At 70.8% G+C, this 16013-nt stretch carries 13 protein-coding genes; 12 read left to right on the forward strand and 1 reads right to left on the reverse strand.

All coding sequences use genetic code 11. The features are described from left to right. Nucleotides 1-92: 92 nt before the first annotated feature. Nucleotides 93-641, reverse strand: coding sequence for a beta-class carbonic anhydrase (locus J8N05_RS15940; RefSeq protein ID WP_210883442.1), 549 nt, complete (start codon nucleotides 639-641; stop codon nucleotides 93-95). 452 nt (nucleotides 642-1093) lie between these two features. Here J8N05_RS15940 and rsmH point away from each other — a divergent pair, with 452 nt between their 5' ends. The 12 genes from rsmH (at nucleotide 1094) to pgeF (ending at nucleotide 16012) form a co-directional block, all read left to right on the forward strand. Then, nucleotides 1094-2050: a 16S rRNA (cytosine(1402)-N(4))-methyltransferase RsmH gene (rsmH, locus tag J8N05_RS15945; protein WP_210883444.1), complete on the forward strand. Its 957-nt coding sequence runs from the start codon at nucleotides 1094-1096 to the stop codon at nucleotides 2048-2050. A 96-nt stretch (nucleotides 2051-2146) separates the two neighbouring features. Beyond that, the gene (locus tag J8N05_RS15950; protein ID WP_210883446.1) at nucleotides 2147-2713 is read left to right on the forward strand and encodes an FtsB family cell division protein; all 567 of its coding nucleotides are present in this window, start codon (nucleotides 2147-2149) and stop codon (nucleotides 2711-2713) included. A 5-nt stretch (nucleotides 2714-2718) separates the two neighbouring features. Next, entirely contained in the window at nucleotides 2719-4695 is a 1977-nt protein-coding gene (locus tag J8N05_RS15955; RefSeq protein WP_282108150.1) for a peptidoglycan D,D-transpeptidase FtsI family protein, read from the forward strand. A gap of 88 nt (nucleotides 4696-4783) precedes the next feature. After that, the gene (locus tag J8N05_RS15960) at nucleotides 4784-6460 is read left to right on the forward strand and encodes a UDP-N-acetylmuramoyl-L-alanyl-D-glutamate--2,6-diaminopimelate ligase (RefSeq protein WP_210883451.1); all 1677 of its coding nucleotides are present in this window, start codon (nucleotides 4784-4786) and stop codon (nucleotides 6458-6460) included. Nucleotides 6461-6464: 4 nt separating this feature from the next. After that, entirely contained in the window at nucleotides 6465-7868 is a 1404-nt protein-coding gene (locus tag J8N05_RS15965; protein ID WP_210883453.1) for a UDP-N-acetylmuramoyl-tripeptide--D-alanyl-D-alanine ligase, read from the forward strand. After that, entirely contained in the window at nucleotides 7868-8938 is a 1071-nt protein-coding gene (gene mraY / locus J8N05_RS15970; protein WP_210890207.1) for a phospho-N-acetylmuramoyl-pentapeptide-transferase, read from the forward strand. Before J8N05_RS15965 ends, mraY begins: the two co-directional genes overlap by 1 nt. After that, complete coding sequence (gene murD / locus J8N05_RS15975) at nucleotides 8920-10377, forward strand: UDP-N-acetylmuramoyl-L-alanine--D-glutamate ligase (RefSeq protein ID WP_210883455.1); 1458 nt, start codon at nucleotides 8920-8922, stop codon at nucleotides 10375-10377. Before mraY ends, murD begins: the two co-directional genes overlap by 19 nt. A 149-nt stretch (nucleotides 10378-10526) precedes the next feature. Continuing rightward, entirely contained in the window at nucleotides 10527-11885 is a 1359-nt protein-coding gene (ftsW, locus tag J8N05_RS15980) for a putative lipid II flippase FtsW (protein WP_210883458.1), read from the forward strand. Between the two features lie 6 nt (nucleotides 11886-11891). Next, nucleotides 11892-12980, forward strand: a complete 1089-nt coding sequence (gene murG, locus J8N05_RS15985) for an undecaprenyldiphospho-muramoylpentapeptide beta-N-acetylglucosaminyltransferase (RefSeq protein WP_210883459.1) — start codon at nucleotides 11892-11894, stop codon at nucleotides 12978-12980. A 23-nt stretch (nucleotides 12981-13003) separates the two neighbouring features. Continuing rightward, nucleotides 13004-13807 carry a cell division protein FtsQ/DivIB gene (locus tag J8N05_RS15990; protein ID WP_210883461.1) on the forward strand — a complete coding sequence of 268 codons (804 nt, stop codon included), beginning with the start codon at nucleotides 13004-13006 and terminating at the stop codon, nucleotides 13805-13807. A 274-nt stretch (nucleotides 13808-14081) separates the two neighbouring features. After that, nucleotides 14082-15278: a cell division protein FtsZ gene (gene ftsZ, locus J8N05_RS15995; RefSeq protein WP_210883463.1), complete on the forward strand. Its 1197-nt coding sequence runs from the start codon at nucleotides 14082-14084 to the stop codon at nucleotides 15276-15278. After that, nucleotides 15275-16012, forward strand: a complete 738-nt coding sequence (gene pgeF / locus J8N05_RS16000; protein ID WP_210883464.1) for a peptidoglycan editing factor PgeF — start codon at nucleotides 15275-15277, stop codon at nucleotides 16010-16012. The genes ftsZ and pgeF overlap by 4 nt, the downstream gene beginning before the upstream one ends. Nucleotide 16013 lies beyond the last annotated feature (1 nt).

A 16013-nucleotide genomic window follows, 5' to 3' on the forward strand; every position in this document is an offset into this window, starting at 1 on the left:
TCTTGTTGCCGTTACCGGTTCGTGTCATCCGCCTGTGGATAACTGGCCGTGATATGTCGGCTCTTGCGCTTTATGGCCGGGTCCCACTGGCGTCAGGTGGGGTCTATCTCACTCAGGAGGCCCGTCTTCACGTCGAACACAAAACCACGTACGTCGTCGGAGTGCAGAAGGAACGGGGAGGTCCGCACGCGCTGCATGGACTGCCGGACGTCCTGTTCGACGTCGCGGAACGCCTCGACCGCCCACGCCGGGCGCTGGCCGACCTCCATCTCCAGATCGTGGCGGAACTCCTCGGTGAGGGACTCCAGGCCGCAGCCGGTGTGATGGATGAGCACGACGCTGCGGGTGCCGAGCGCGCGCTGGCTGATGGTGAGGGAGCGGATCACGTCGTCGGTGACGACGCCTCCCGCGTTGCGGATGGTGTGACAGTCGCCGAGCTCAAGGCCGAGTGCGGCGTGCAGGTCGAGCCGGGCGTCCATGCAGGCCACGACCGCGACGCGCAGGACCGGCCGGGCGTCCATGCCCGGATCGGTGAACGCGTCGGCGTACCTCCCGTTGGCGTCGACCAGGCGGTCCGTGACGGTGCCGGGGCGGGCCGTGGCGTCCTCGGGCTCGGTGGGAACGGATGCGGAAGTCGTCATACCTATGACGGTAAGGGGCACGTGCCGTTCGGGCCCGTTGTGAGAGGGGACAAAGAACATCAATGAGCGTTGTTGTGAGGTAACCCACAAGGGTGGACCGAGTGCACCCGTTCGGGTGGAAAACACCAGGTTTTCGCTTGATCGCGGGTGAGAGCCGCGACGCGCAGGCCGGTTCATTGACCGCGAGACACCGTGGACTAAAGTGACGCGAAGCGGGAGGCGAGTTGTCCTCCCTGCTGGACTGCTAAACCCCGGAGGCCCGGCGACATGCCGGGATCTCCCCGCGTGCGCGGCGCGTACGTACGGCTCGGCCTCCTCCCGCTTCCGGTCGGCTGACGCTTCCGGCGCCGGCAGGCCTTCCCCTCGGCAAGCCGGGGGGCGTCACCCGTGACGGTCGCGGGCGGGCGGGGACCCGGCGGTGCGTACCGGCCGCGCGGACCTGAGAGGGCCCCTTGAGCCAGAGTCGACATGTCCCGGTGATGCTCCAGCGGTGCCTGGACATGCTGGCCCCCGCACTGGAGGCACCGGGAGCCGTGGTCGTCGACTGCACCCTCGGCCTCGGCGGCCACAGCGAGGCCCTGCTCGCCCGCTTCCCCGAGGCCCGTCTGATCGCCCTCGACCGCGACAAGGAGGCACTGCGCCTCTCCGGAGAACGGCTCGCGCCCTTCGGCGACCGGGCCGAGCTGGTGCACGCGGTCTACGACGAACTCCCCGACGTGCTCGACCGCCTGGGCCTCGCGAGCGTCCAGGGCGTCCTGTTCGACCTGGGCGTCTCCTCCATGCAGCTCGACGAGGCGGACCGCGGCTTCGCCTACGCCCAGGACGCGCCGCTCGACATGCGCATGGACCAGACGACCGGGATCAGCGCGGCCGAGGTGCTCAACACGTACGCGCCCGGCGAACTCGTACGGATCCTGCGGGCGTACGGCGAGGAGAAGCAGGCCAAGCGGATCGTGTCCGCGGTCGTCCGCGAGCGCGACAAGGAGCCGTTCACCAACAGCGCGCGGCTCGTCGAGCTGATCCGCGACTCCCTGCCGCAGGCGGCCAAGCGCACCGGCGGCAACCCCGCCAAGCGCACGTTCCAGGCGCTGCGCATCGAGGTCAACGGCGAACTCACCGTCCTGGAGAGGGCGATCCCTGCCGCCGTGAAGGCGCTCGCCGTCGGCGGCCGGATCGCCGTGCTGTCGTACCACTCCCTGGAGGACCGGCTGGTCAAGCAGGTGTTCGCGGCGGGCGCCGCCACCACCGCGCCGCCCGGACTGCCGGTCGTCCCCGAGCGCTACCAGCCCCGGCTCAAGCTCCTCACGCGCGGTGCCGAACTCCCCACCGAGGAAGAGGTCGCGGAGAACCGGCGGGCCGCTCCCGCGCGGCTGCGCGGGGCGCAGCGCATCAGGGAGGACGCCGAGTGACGGAACGGCGCGTGAGGTGGACGACCGAACTCACCGGGCACAGGGGCCGGAAACCCGGACCCACCGGCCAGGAACCCGAACTCACCTGGAGGGTGAGTGAATAGGAAACCCGAACTGAGGGGGAGAGCGGCCCGGCTCGCGCGGCTCTTCCCGACCGGCTCCGGACAGGCCGCCCGTACCCCCTTCGTCCTCCTGGTCGTGCTGCTGCTCGGCGGCGGCCTCATCGGGCTCCTGGTGCTGAACTCCGCCCTCAGCGAGGGATCGTTCCAGCTCGACGACCTCCAGAAGGACACCAAGAGCCTCACCGACGAGGAACAGGCGCTCCAGCGTGACGTGGACGCCTACTCCGCCCCCGACGCCCTCCAGCGCCGCGCCCGCGAACTCGGCATGGTGCCCGGCGGCGACCCGGCCTTCCTGAATCCCGACGGCACCGTCCGCGGTGTCCCCAGCGCGGCCGCCGAGCAGTCGTCCGTGCGCGTGCCCGTGATCCGGCCGCCCGAGGCGCTCACCCCGGAACCGGCCGCGACGTCCCCGGAGCCCGCCTCGACGGCCACCGAGCCCGACTCGACGGCCACCGAGCCCCCGGCGGGCACCGGGGAGCCTGAGCCGGCCACGGAGACCGCCGCGCAGCCCACGCCGACCTCTACGACCCCCGGCAGGTGACGGAAGTGTCCGACAGGGAACCCCCGCGCCGCAGGGTGCCCGCGCCCGCCCGGTCCTCGAAACCCGGCGGGTCCGCCCGCCCCGCCAAACCCGGCAGCCAGCGCCGCCCCGGACCCGGCGCGCGGCCCGCCCGCCGCCCCGCGCAGCCCCGCACCAAGGCGCCGCGCGTCATCCGGCTGGGCAGCCCCCGCCCGCGGCTGCGCCTGGTCAGCCTCGCCCTGGCCCTCGTACTGATCGCCTTCGTCGTGCGGCTCCTCCAGGTGCAGGCGGTCGACGCGAGCGAGTACACCGCCAAGGCGGAGAAGAACCGGTACCTCAGCCGCACCCTGGCCGCCGCGCGCGGCGGGATCACCGACCGCAACGGCGTCGACCTGGCGATCAGCGTGGACGCCAACGACATCACCGCCGACCCCACGCTCTTCACGAAGAAGGCGACGAAGACCGGCGACGCCCCCGAGCAGGCCGCCGCCCTGCTCGGCCCGATCCTCGGCAAGGACACCGACGAACTCGCCGCCAAGCTCCGGACGAAGAAGACCCGCTACGTAGTGCTCGCCCGCCGCCAGACCCCCCAGGTCTGGACGCAGATCAAGGACCTCAAGAGCACCCTCGCCGAGAAGGCAGGCGAAGGCGGCCCCGCGAACATCCTGGCGGGCGTCCTCCAGGAGCCCAGCAGCAAGCGGGTCTACCCGAACGGCGATCTCGGCGCCGGGATACTGGGCTGGGTCAACGCCGACGGCAAGGGCGGCGGCGGCATCGAGCAGCAGCTCAACGGAGACCTGTCCGGCAAGGACGGCGAGATCCGCTACGCCCAGTCCGGCGGACGGCAGGTCCCGACCGCCGGTTCCACCGAGAAGCCCGCGGTGGCCGGCTCGGAGGTGGAGCTGACGATCGACCGCGACATCCAGTGGGCCGCGCAGCACGCCATCGCCGAGCAGGTCGGGAAGTCCAAGGCGGACCGCGGGTACGTCATAGTGCAGGACAACAGGACCGGCGAGATCCTCGCGATGGCCAACTCGCCCGGCTTCGACCCGAACGACCTGTCCGAGGCCGACGGGGGAGCCCTGCACAACTGGGGCCTGGAGGACGCGTACGAGCCCGGCTCCACCGCCAAGGTGATGTCGATGGCAGCCGTCCTGGAGGAGGGCGCCGCCACCCCCGGCACGCACGTCACCGTGCCCAACCGGCTGCACCGCGGCGACCGGCTCTTCAAGGACGACATCGACCACCCGACCTGGTACCTGACGCTCAACGGCGTCCTCGCCAAGTCCAGCAACATCGGCACCATCCTGGCCACCGGACAGCTCGGCAAGACGCAGGCGGCGGCCAACAAGGTCCTCTACTCCTACCTGCGCAAGTTCGGCATCGGCGGCTACACCGGCCTGGACTTCCCCGGCGAGACCAAGGGCATCCTCGCCCCCGCCGACCAGTGGTCGACCTCCCAGCAGTACACGATTCCTTTCGGCCAGGGCGTGTCCGTCAACGCGATGCAGGCGGCCTCCGTCTACTCGACGATCGCCAACGGCGGCGTACGCGTGGAACCGACGCTCGTCCGCGGCACGAAGGGAGCCGACGGACGATTCACCCCGGCCGCCGAGCCAAAGAAGACAAGAGTCGTCAGCGAGAAGACTGCGAAGACCCTGGCGCACATGCTGGAGTCCGTCGTGGACGACGAGGAGGGCACCGGCACCAAGGCGCGTATCCCCGGCTACCGCGTGGCGGGCAAGACCGGCACGGCCAACCGTGTGGATCCGGCCACCGGCCGCTACCGCGGCTACACCTCGTCCTTCGCGGGATTCGCGCCCGCCGACAACCCCCGCGTCACCGTGTACTGCGCCATCCAGAACGCCACCAAGGGCAGCTACTTCGGCGGCCAGATCTGCGGACCCGTCTACAAGGAGGTCCTGGAATTCGCACTGAAGACCCTCCAGGTACCGCCCACCGGCGACACCGCCGACAGACTCCCCGTCACCTTCACGCCCTGACCGACGCCGGCCACGCCTTCACCGGCACCCCTCGGCACTGCCCGGGACACCCCGTGCACCGCCCGGAACACCGACCAGGAACAAGCTCGTGACAACGATCACTCCCGACTCCGGCAACGACGGCCCGCCGTCCGCCCCGCCACGCCCCTCGCTTCGCTCCGGCGGGGGTGTGCCCGGTACGCTCACCGCCGTGCCACACGCCGATCAGTCCCAAACCACCCAGAAGGGCGTCCCTGTGACATATCCGGGGCCGCCGCGACCGGTTCAGAACCCCGCCACACCCCTCGCGGAGCTCGCCGGTCAGCTGGGTGCGGACCACCCAGGAAGCGCCGCGGACGCCGCCGGGGTCACGGGCATCACCCATGACTCCCGCGCCGTCCGGCCGGGCGACGTCTACGCCGCGCTGCCCGGCGCCCGGATGCACGGCGCCGACTTCGTGACGCAGGCCGCCGGCCTCGGCGCCGTCGCCGTGCTGACCGACCCGACGGGAGCCGACCGGGCCCGCGCCACCGGCCTGCCGGTCCTCGTCGTGGACGACCCGCGCGGATCGATGGGCGAGCTGGCCGCCTCCATCTACGGCCACCCCGGCCGCGACCTGCTGCAGATCGGCATCACCGGCACGTCCGGCAAGACCACCACGGCGTACCTCGTCGAGGGCGGCCTCAAGGGCGTCCGCAGCACCGGTCTGATCGGCACCGTGGAGATGCGCATCGGTGACGAGCGCATCAAGTCGGAGCGCACCACCCCCGAGGCCACCGACCTCCAGGCGCTGTTCGCGGTCATGCGCGAGCGCGGTGTCGAGGCGGTCGTCATGGAGGTCTCCAGCCACGCCCTGGTCCTCGGCCGGGTCGACGGCTGCGTCTTCGACATCGCGGTCTTCAACAACCTCAGCCCGGAACACATGGAGTTCCACTCGGGCATGGAGGACTACTTCCAGGCCAAGGCGCAGCTGTTCACGCCGGAGCGCAGCAGGCTCGGCGTGGTCAACCTCGACGACGAATACGGCCGCAGGCTCGTCAAGGAGTCCGGCGTCCCCGTGGTGACGTTCTCCGCGGAGGGGCACCCCGACGCCGACTGGCGCGCCGAGGACGTCCGGGTCGGCCCGATGGACTCGGTCTTCGTCGCGGTCGGCCCCAAGGACGAGCGCATCACCGCCAAGTCGCCGCTCGCGGGCACCTTCAACGTGGCCAACACGCTCGCCGCGATCGTCGCCCTCGCCGCCGCCGGGATCGACCCGCAGACCGCCGCCGACGGCATCGCCGCCGTACCGGGCGTGCCCGGCCGCCTGGAGCGCGTGGACGCCGGACAGCCGTACCTCGCGGTCGTCGACTACGCGCACAAGACGGACGCCGTCGAATCCGTCCTGAAGGCCCTGCGTAAGGTCACCGAGGGCAGACTGCACATCGTCCTCGGCTGCGGCGGCGACCGGGACAAGACCAAGCGGATGCCGATGGGCGCCGCCGCGGTCCGGCTCTCCGACACCGCCACGCTGACCTCGGACAACCCGCGCGGCGAGGACCCCCTCGCCATCCTCGCCACGATGCTCGCGGGCGCCGCCGAGGTGCCGGCGCACGAGCGCGGAGAGGTCCAGGTCTTCGAGGACCGGGCCGCCGCGATCGCCGCGGCCGTCGCCCGCGCACAGCCGGGCGACACCGTGCTGATCGCCGGCAAGGGCCACGAACAGGGCCAGGACATCGCCGGGGTGATCCGTCCCTTCGACGATCGCCAGGTGCTCCGCGCAGCTATCCAGAAGACCCAGGGATGAACTTGTGATCGCCCTCTCTCTCGCCGAGATCGCCTCAGTCGTCGGCGGGCAGACCCACGACATACCGGATACGTCGGTCCAGGTCACCGGACAGGTCGTCAGAGACTCCCGGGAAGCCGGGCCAGGCAGTCTCTTCGTCGCCTTCGCGGGCGAGCGCGTTGACGGCCACGACTTCGCCGCGGCCGTCGTCGAGGCGGGCGCCGTGGCCGTTCTGGCCTCCCGGCCCGTCGGGGTGCCCGCCATCGTCGTGGACGACGTCCAGCGGGCGCTGGGCGCCCTCGCGCGCCATGTCGTGGAGCGGCTCGGCGCGACGCTGGTCGCGCTCACCGGCTCCGCGGGCAAGACCAGCACCAAGGACCTGATCGCCCAGGTGCTGCGCACCAAGGCGCCGACCGTCTTCACGCCCGGCTCGCTCAACAACGAGATCGGACTGCCGCTCACCGCGCTCAGCGCCACCGAGGAAACACGTTTCCTCGTCCTGGAGATGGGCGCCCGCGGGATCGGCCACATCCGCTACCTCGCGGATCTGACGCCCCCGAAGATCGGCCTCGTCCTCAACGTCGGCACCGCCCACATCGGCGAGTTCGGCGGCCGCGAGCAGATCGCCGAGGCCAAGGGCGAGTTGGTGGAGGGCCTCCCGGAGGACGGAACCGCCGTCCTGAACGCCGACGACCCCCTCGTACGGGCCATGGCCTCGCGTACGAAAGCACGCGTGCTCCTCTTCGGAGAGTCCGACGAAGCGGACGTACGGGCCGAGAACGTGCGGCTCACCGGGAACGGACAGCCCTCGTTCAGCCTTCACACACCCACCGGGTGCAGCGAAGTGACCATGCGCCTGTACGGTGAGCACCACGTGTCGAACGCGCTCGCCGCCGCCGCCGTCGCCCATGAGCTGGGCATGTCCGCAGACGAGATCGCCACCGCGCTCTCCGAGGCGGGCTCCCTCTCCCGTTGGCGGATGGAGGTCACCGAGCGCCCGGACGGCGTGACGGTCGTCAACGACGCCTACAACGCGAACCCCGAGTCCATGCGAGCCGCCCTGCGGGCGCTCGCGGCCATGGGCAAGGGGCGGCGGACCTGGGCGGTGCTCGGTCAGATGGCCGAGCTCGGGGACGAGGCGCTCGCCGAGCACGACGCGGTCGGACGGCTCGCCGTCCGGCTCAACGTCAGCAAGCTCGTCGCGGTCGGGGGCAGGGAAGCGTCCTGGCTGCAACTGGGCGCATATAACGAGGGTTCGTGGGGTGAGGAGTCGGTGCACGTGTCCGACGCACAGTCGGCGGTCGACCTGTTGCGCAGTCAGCTGCGCCCGGGAGACGTCGTACTCGTGAAGGCGTCCCGGTCGGTCGGTCTCGAACGGGTCGCGCAGGCGCTCGTCGAGGGCACCGAGGGTGAGGTCGCCGTCCGATGATGAATCAGATCCTGTTCGCGGGAGTCATCGGTCTCTTCCTGACCCTGATCGGTACTCCGCTGCTGATCAAGCTGCTGGCCCGCAAGGGCTACGGCCAGTACATCCGTGACGACGGCCCGCGCGAGCACCACGCCAAGCGCGGTACGCCGACCATGGGCGGTATCGCCTTCATCCTGGCCACGCTGCTGGCGTACTTCCTCAGCAAGGTGATCACGGGGAAGCCGCCGACCTTCTCGGGACTGCTGGTGCTCGGCCTGATGACGGGCATGGGCGTGGTCGGCTTCCTGGACGACTACATCAAGATCGTCAAGCGGCGTTCGCTGGGCCTGCGGGCCAAGGCGAAGATGGCCGGCCAGCTGATCGTCGGCATCGGCTTCGCCGTCCTCGCCCTGCAGTTCGCGGACAACCGCAACAACACCCCGGCCTCCACCAGGCTCTCCTTCGTGCAGGACTTCGGCTGGTCCATCGGCCCGGTGCTGTTCGTGGGCTGGGCGCTGTTCATGATCCTCGCGATGTCGAACGGCGTGAACCTGACGGACGGTCTGGACGGCCTCGCCACCGGCGCCGCGACCATGGTGTTCGGCGCCTACACGTTCATCGGCGTCTGGCAGTTCCAGGAGTCCTGCGCCAACGCGCAGACCCTCACCAACCCGGGCGCCTGTTACGAGGTGAGAGACCCGCTCGACCTCGCGGTCGTCGCCGCCGCCCTCATGGGCTCCTGCTTCGGCTTCCTGTGGTGGAACACCTCGCCCGCCAAGATCTTCATGGGGGACACCGGTTCCCTGGCGCTCGGCGGCGCGCTCGCCGGCCTCGCGATCTGCTCCCGCACGGAGATCCTGGTCGCCCTGCTCGGCGGCCTCTTCGTCCTCATCACCATGTCGGTGGTCATCCAGGTCGGCTCCTTCAAGCTGACCGGCAAACGCGTCTTCCGGATGGCACCGCTGCAGCACCACTTCGAACTCAAGGGGTGGTCCGAAGTCCTTGTGGTGGTCCGCTTCTGGATCATCCAGGGCATGTGCGTCATCGTCGGACTCGGCCTCTTCTACGCGGGATGGGCAGCCAAGAAGTGACCACCGCTTCCGCCTGGCAGGGCATGAACATCACCGTCGCCGGTCTCGGCGTGAGCGGCATCAGCGCCGCCCGCGCCCTGGCCGGCCTCGGCGCGTCGGTCACGGTCGTCGACGGCGGCGACTCCCCGGCGCACCGGGAGCGGGCCGTCCCCCTCGAACAGCAGGGCATCGCGGTACGCCTCGCGGACGCCGACACGCTGCCCGAGGGCACCGACCTGGTGGTCACCTCGCCCGGCTGGAAGCCCGGCAGCCCCCTCTTCGAGGCCGCCGCGGAGGCGGGCGTGGACGTCGTGGGCGACGTCGAGATCGCCTGGCGACTGCGCGGCCACGACGGCAGGAAGGCCGCCCCCTGGCTGGCCGTCACCGGCACCAACGGCAAGACCACCACGACCCGGATGCTCGCCTCGATCCTGGCCGCCGCGGGCCTGCGTACGGCCGCGGTGGGCAACATCGGCACACCGATCGTCGACGTCGTGCTGGGCCTCGACGAGGAGTACGCCGACCTCGACGTGCTCGCCGTCGAACTGTCCAGCTACCAGCTGCACTGGGCACCCTCGCTGCGCGCCCACTCCGCGGCCGTCCTGAACCTCGCACCCGACCACCTCGACTGGCACGGCTCCATGGAGGCGTACGCCGCCGACAAGGGCCGCGTCTACGAGGGCAATCAGGTGGCCTGTGTCTACAACGTGGCCGACAAGGCCACCGAGGACCTGGTGCGCGCGGCGGACGTCGAGGAGGGCTGCCGGGCCGTCGGCTTCACGCTCGGCACCCCCGGCCCCTCCCAACTCGGCGTCGTCGACGGCATCCTGGTCGACCGCGCCTTCGTCGAGGACCGGCACAAGCAGGCCCAGGAACTCGCGGAGATCGCGGACGTCGACCCGCCCGCCCCGCACAACATCGCCAACGCCCTCGCGGCGGCGGCCCTGGCCCGCGCCTTCGGAGTGCCCCCCAAGGCCGTCAGGGACGGTCTGAGGGCCTTCCGGCCCGACGCCCACCGCATCGAGCACGTGGCCGATGTGGACGGCGTCGCCTGGGTCGACGACTCCAAGGCCACCAACACGCATGCCGCGGAAGCGTCGTTGGCCGCGTACGAGTCGATCGTGTGGATCGCGGGCGGCCTCGCCAAAGGCGCGACCTTCGACGAACTCGTCGTCCGGTCCGCGAAGCGGCTGCGGGGCGTCGTGCTCTTCGGCGCGGACCGGGCCCTCATCCGGGAAGCCCTCGCGCGACACGCGCCCGAAGTACCGGTGGTCGAGCTCGACCGGACCGACACTGGTGCGATGCCCGCGGCGGTCCAGGAGGCGGCACGACTCGCCCGCGCCGGCGACACGGTGCTCCTGGCACCGGCCTGCGCTTCCATGGACATGTTCGCCAACTACAACCAGCGCGGTGACATGTTCGCGGAAGCGGTCCGCGAACTCGGCGCCGCGGGCGCCTGACGGCAGGCCCCTGGCCGGCCCGGGCGCCCGGGATCCTTGGGAGCGACACGTGACGCCATCGTGGTCGGTGGACCGACAGCCCTCTGCCCGTGGCACCGCGCCGTGCGGTCCCGCACCCGTGCGCCCTCCCGTCCCGAGGGGAGACCGTCGTGCCCACTAGCCGTACAGGCCGTCCTCCCGTCCAGCGGGCCCCCCGGCGGCCCCCGGCCCCCCGCCCGCCCCGCGACAACCCCGTGGTGCGCCTCTACGGCCGCGCACGCCGTGCCTGGGACCGGCCGCTGACGGCGTACTACCTGATCCTCGGCGGCAGCCTGCTGATCACCGTGCTCGGCCTGGTGATGGTGTACTCCGCCTCCCAGATCACCGCGCTCCAGCTGTCGCTGCCGGGAAGCTACTTCTTCCGCAAGCAGTTCCTCGCGGCCGTGCTCGGCGGCCTGTTGCTGCTGGCCGCCTCCCGGATGCCGTCCAAGCTGCACCGGGCGCTCGCGTACCCGATGCTGCTCGGCTCGGTCTTCCTGATGATCCTCGTCCAGGTGCCGGGGATAGGAGTCGCGGTCAACGGCAACCAGAACTGGATCTCGGTCGGCGGCCCCTTCCAGCTCCAGCCCAGCGAGTTCGGCAAGCTCGCCCTCGTCCTGTGGGGGGCCGACCTGCTCGCCCGCAAGCAGGACAAGCGGCTGCTGACCCAGTGGAAGCACATGCTGGTGCCGCTCGTCCCCGTGGCGTTCATGCTGCTCGGGCTGATCATGCTCGGCGGCGACATGGGCACGGCGATCATCCTCACCGCGATCCTCTTCGGCCTGCTGTGGCTCGCGGGGGCACCGACCCGGCTCTTCGGCGGCGTCCTCGCCATCGCGCTGACCCTCGGCGTGATCCTCATCAGGACCAGCCCCAACCGTATGGCCCGCCTCGCCTGCCTCGGCGCCACCGAACCGGGGCCCGGCGACTCCTGCTGGCAGGCCGTGCACGGCATCTACGCCCTCGCCTCCGGCGGCCTCTTCGGCTCGGGCCTGGGGGCGAGTGTGGAGAAATGGGGTCAACTCCCCGAGGCCCACACCGACTTCATCTTCGCGATCACAGGTGAGGAACTCGGTCTGGCGGGGACTCTGTCGGTACTCGCACTCTTCGCGGCTCTAGGCTATGCGGGTATCCGCGTGGCCGGACGCACGGAGGACCCCTTCGTGAGGTACGCCGCGGGTGGCGTGACCACCTGGATCACGGCCCAGGCCGTGATCAACATCGGTGCGGTGCTCGGTCTGCTGCCGATCGCCGGAGTCCCGCTCCCGCTGTTCTCCTACGGGGGTTCCGCCCTGTTGCCGACCATGTTCGCCATCGGGCTCCTGATCGCCTTCGCGCGTGAGGATCCCGCTGCGCGGACGGCACTCGCGATGCGGCAACCCCGCTTTGGCAGAAAGCGGGCTGCGGTGAGAGGCTCCGCTGTCCGGGGGCCTCGGAAGTGGAACACGATGCGACGGCGTGCCTCGGCGCGTTCGTCCGGAGAGCGGTGAATTTCGGTGCATGTCGTACTCGCCGGTGGGGGGACCGCCGGCCACATCGAGCCCGCGCTCGCCCTCGCGGACGCCCTGCGCAGGCAGGACCCGACCGTGGGAATCACGGCCCTGGGCACGGAGCGCGGACTTGAGACCAGGCTCGTACCGGAACGGGGCTACGAACTCGGGCTGATCCCCGCGGTACCGCTGCCGCGCAAGCCCACCCCCGAGCTGATCACCGTCCCCGGACGGCTGCGCGGCACGATCAAGGCGGCCGAGCAGATCCTGGAGCGCACCAAGGCGGACGCGGTCGTCGGCTTCGGCGGCTACGTCGCCCTGCCCGGCTATCTCGCGGCCAAGCGCCTCGGCGTCCCGATCATCGTCCACGAGGCCAACGCCCGCCCGGGACTCGCCAACAAGATCGGTTCCCGGTACGCGGCCCAGGTCGCCGTCTCCACCCCGGACAGCAAGCTGCGGGGCGCCCGCTACATCGGCATCCCGCTGCGCCGCTCCATCGCCACGCTCGACCGGGCCGCCGTGCGCCCCGAGGCCCGCGCCGCGTTCGGGCTCGACCCCTCCCTGCCGACGCTGCTGGTCTCCGGCGGCTCGCAGGGCGCCCGCCGCCTCAACCAGGTGATCGAGCAGACCGCCCCGTACCTCCAGCAGGCCGGTATCCAGATCCTGCACGCGGTCGGCCCGAAGAACGAACTGCCGCAGGTCCACCAGATGCCCGGGATGCCCCCGTACATCCCGGTACCGTACGTGGACCGGATGGACCTCGCGTACGCCGCGGCCGACATGATGCTCTGCCGCGCGGGTGCGATGACCGTCGCCGAACTCTCCGCCGTCGGGCTCCCCGCCGTCTACGTCCCGCTGCCCATCGGCAACGGCGAACAGCGGCTGAACGCCCAGCCGGTGGTCAAGGCCGGCGGCGGACTGCTGGTCGACGACGCGGAACTGACGCCGCATTGGATCCAGGGCAATGTCCTGCCCGTGCTCGCCGATCCGCACCGGCTGTTCGAGATGTCCCGCGCGGCCTCCGAGTTCGGCCGCAGGGACGCCGACGACCTGCTCGTCGGGATGGTGTACGAGGCGATCGCGTCACGCCGCTAGCGCGTGGCAGAAGGCAGGGGAGCGTGGCCGGAGCGACCACCGCCGAACGCGGCGAACGGCGAGACCGACAGGATCCGGCCTCCGGCCCGCCCCGGCCGCCCCTTCTCCAGAGGCTGAAGAGGCCGCCGAGGCCTCGTACGCTCATTGTTGTGATGGTCTGTCTGGCCCTGCTCGCCGCGGGCGGGGTCTGGATCCTCTACGGCTCCCAGTGGACGCGCGTGGAGCGGGTATCGGCCACCGGGACGCGGGTCCTGACGGCCGGACAGGTCGTCGAGGCGGCCGACGTCCCGATCGGATCACCACTGATTTCAGTCGACACCGATGAGATCGAGGCAGTACTGCTCCGGAAATTGCCCCGAATTGACTCGGTTGACGTCGTCCGTTCCTGGCCCCATGGAATCGGGCTGAAAGTAACTGAGCGTAGGCCGGTCCTGATTGTCGAAAAGGGCGGAAAGTTCGTCGAAGTGGACGCCAAGGGTGTGCGATATGCCACGGTCCCGCGTGCTCCGCAGGGCGTACCCGTACTGGAATTGACGGCGTCCCACTCGGCGGGTCTGCGCCGCTTCGGCACCGACCGGCTGGTGCGCGAGGCGGTGCTCGTGGCCAGTTCTCTTCCGGCCGCGGTCGCCCGCGCCACCCAGGTCGTCAAGGTGCGTTCGTACGACTCCGTCACGCTGGAGTTGAGCGGCGACCGCACCGTCGACTGGGGCAGTGGTGAGAAGGGCCGCGCCAAGGCGCATACGCTCATTGCTCTCATGAAAGCCGCTCCAGGGGCGGGACACTTCGACGTGAGCGTTCCCACCGCCCCTGCGTCATCGGGGAGTTGACGCACATCTGCGCAGGCCAGCACCCTGGTTGGGCAGTGACATGGCTGATCACATAGGGTGAAAAGAAAAACGGGAGGTTCGGCGTGTTCGTTGAACGTGCGCCACTTGTCGACTTAGTGTCCTGTTCGGAAGAGTCCAGGGAACAGGCACACTGGTAACCCTAAACTTCAGCGTTAGGGTTCGGGTCGGCGTTCGGACCGTCCCATTCGGCATCAGTCGTCGGATCGCGACCGTGCGAGGCGACGACACGTAATCGAGGCGAGAGGCCTTCGACGTGGCAGCACCGCAGAACTACCTCGCAGTCATCAAAGTCATCGGTGTCGGCGGCGGTGGTGTCAATGCCATCAACCGGATGATCGAGGTCGGTCTCAAGGGTGTCGAGTTCATCGCCATCAACACGGACGCCCAGGCGCTGTTGATGAGCGACGCCGACGTCAAGCTCGACGTCGGCCGCGAACTCACCCGCGGACTCGGCGCCGGAGCCAACCCGGCCGTCGGCCGCAAGGCCGCGGAGGATCACCGCGAGGAGATCGAGGAGGTCCTCAAGGGGGCCGACATGGTCTTCGTGACGGCCGGCGAGGGCGGCGGCACCGGCACCGGCGGCGCGCCGGTGGTGGCCAACATCGCCCGCTCGCTCGGGGCACTCACCATCGGCGTGGTCACCCGCCCCTTCACCTTCGAGGGCAGGCGCCGCGCCAACCAGGCAGAGGACGGCATCGCGGAACTCCGCGAAGAGGTCGACACCCTCATCGTCATCCCGAACGACCGGCTGCTGTCCATCTCGGACCGCCAGGTCTCCGTCCTCGACGCGTTCAAGTCGGCGGACCAGGTCCTGCTCTCCGGTGTCCAGGGCATCACCGACCTCATCACCACCCCCGGTCTGATCAACCTCGACTTCGCCGACGTCAAGTCCGTGATGTCCGAGGCCGGTTCGGCCCTCATGGGCATCGGCTCGGCCCGCGGCGACGACCGCGCGGTGGCGGCCGCCGAGATGGCGATCTCCTCACCGCTCCTGGAGGCCTCCATCGACGGAGCCCGGGGCGTGCTGCTCTCCATCTCCGGCGGCTCCGACCTCGGCCTGTTCGAGATCAACGAGGCCGCCCAGCTGGTGAGCGAGGCCGCGCACCCCGAGGCCAACATCATCTTCGGCGCGGTCATCGACGACGCGCTCGGCGACGAGGTACGGGTCACCGTCATCGCGGCCGGGTTCGACGGCGGTCAGCCCCCGTCCAAGCGGGACACCGTGCTCGGCTCGTCCTCCGCCAAGCGCGAGGAGCCCGCGCCCGTGCGGGCGAGCGACAGCCGGCCGTCCTTCGGGTCGCTCGGCAGCGTCACGCCCAAGGAGGCGCCGGAGCCCGCTCCGGAGCCGGCGAGCAACGAACTGCCGCCCGTCTCCCCGCCGGTCCCGCCGTCGCGGACGTACTCCGACAGCGCGGCGGAGGAGCTGGACGTGCCGGACTTCCTCAAGTGATAGGACGGCGCTCCTCCGTGAGCACCGTGAGCGGCGCGCACTTCGCCTTCACCGACCGGTGGGGCGGGGTGAGCGCCGTTCCGTACGAAGAGCTCAATCTCGGCGGGGCGGTCGGCGACGACTCCGGGTCCGTGCGGACCAACCGTGAACTGGCGGCCAAGTCGCTCGGCCTCGACCCGGCGCGGGTCGTCTGGATGAACCAGGTCCACGGACCCGACGTGGCCGTCGTCGACGAGCCCTGGGGCGAGCGCCCGGTGCCGGAGGTCGACGCCGTCGTCACCGCCCGCCGCGGCCTCGCGCTGGCCGTGCTCACCGCGGACTGCACCCCCGTGCTGCTCGCGGACCCCGTCGCCGGGGTCGTGGCCGCCGCCCACGCGGGCCGGCCGGGCATGGTCGCGGGCGTCGTGCCCGCCGCCGTCGGGGCCATGGTCGAACTCGGCGCCGAACCGGCCCGGATCGTCGCCCGCACCGGCCCCGCGGTCTGCGGCCGGTGCTACGAGGTGCCGGACGCGATGCGGGCCGAGGTCGCGGCCGTCGAGCCCGCGGCGTACGCCGAGACCACCTGGGGTACGCCGGCGGTCGACGTGACCGCGGGGGTGCACGCGCAGCTGGAGCGGCTCGGGGTGCGCGACCGGGAGCAGTCGCCGGTCTGCACGATCGAGTCGGACGACCATTTCTCGTACCGTCGGGACGGCATCACCGGCCGGCTCGCGGGCTATGTGTGGCTGGACTGAT

This window comes from Streptomyces liliiviolaceus (assembly GCF_018070025.1).
In the GTDB taxonomy this organism is placed as follows: Bacteria; Actinomycetota; Actinomycetes; order Streptomycetales; family Streptomycetaceae; genus Streptomyces; species Streptomyces liliiviolaceus.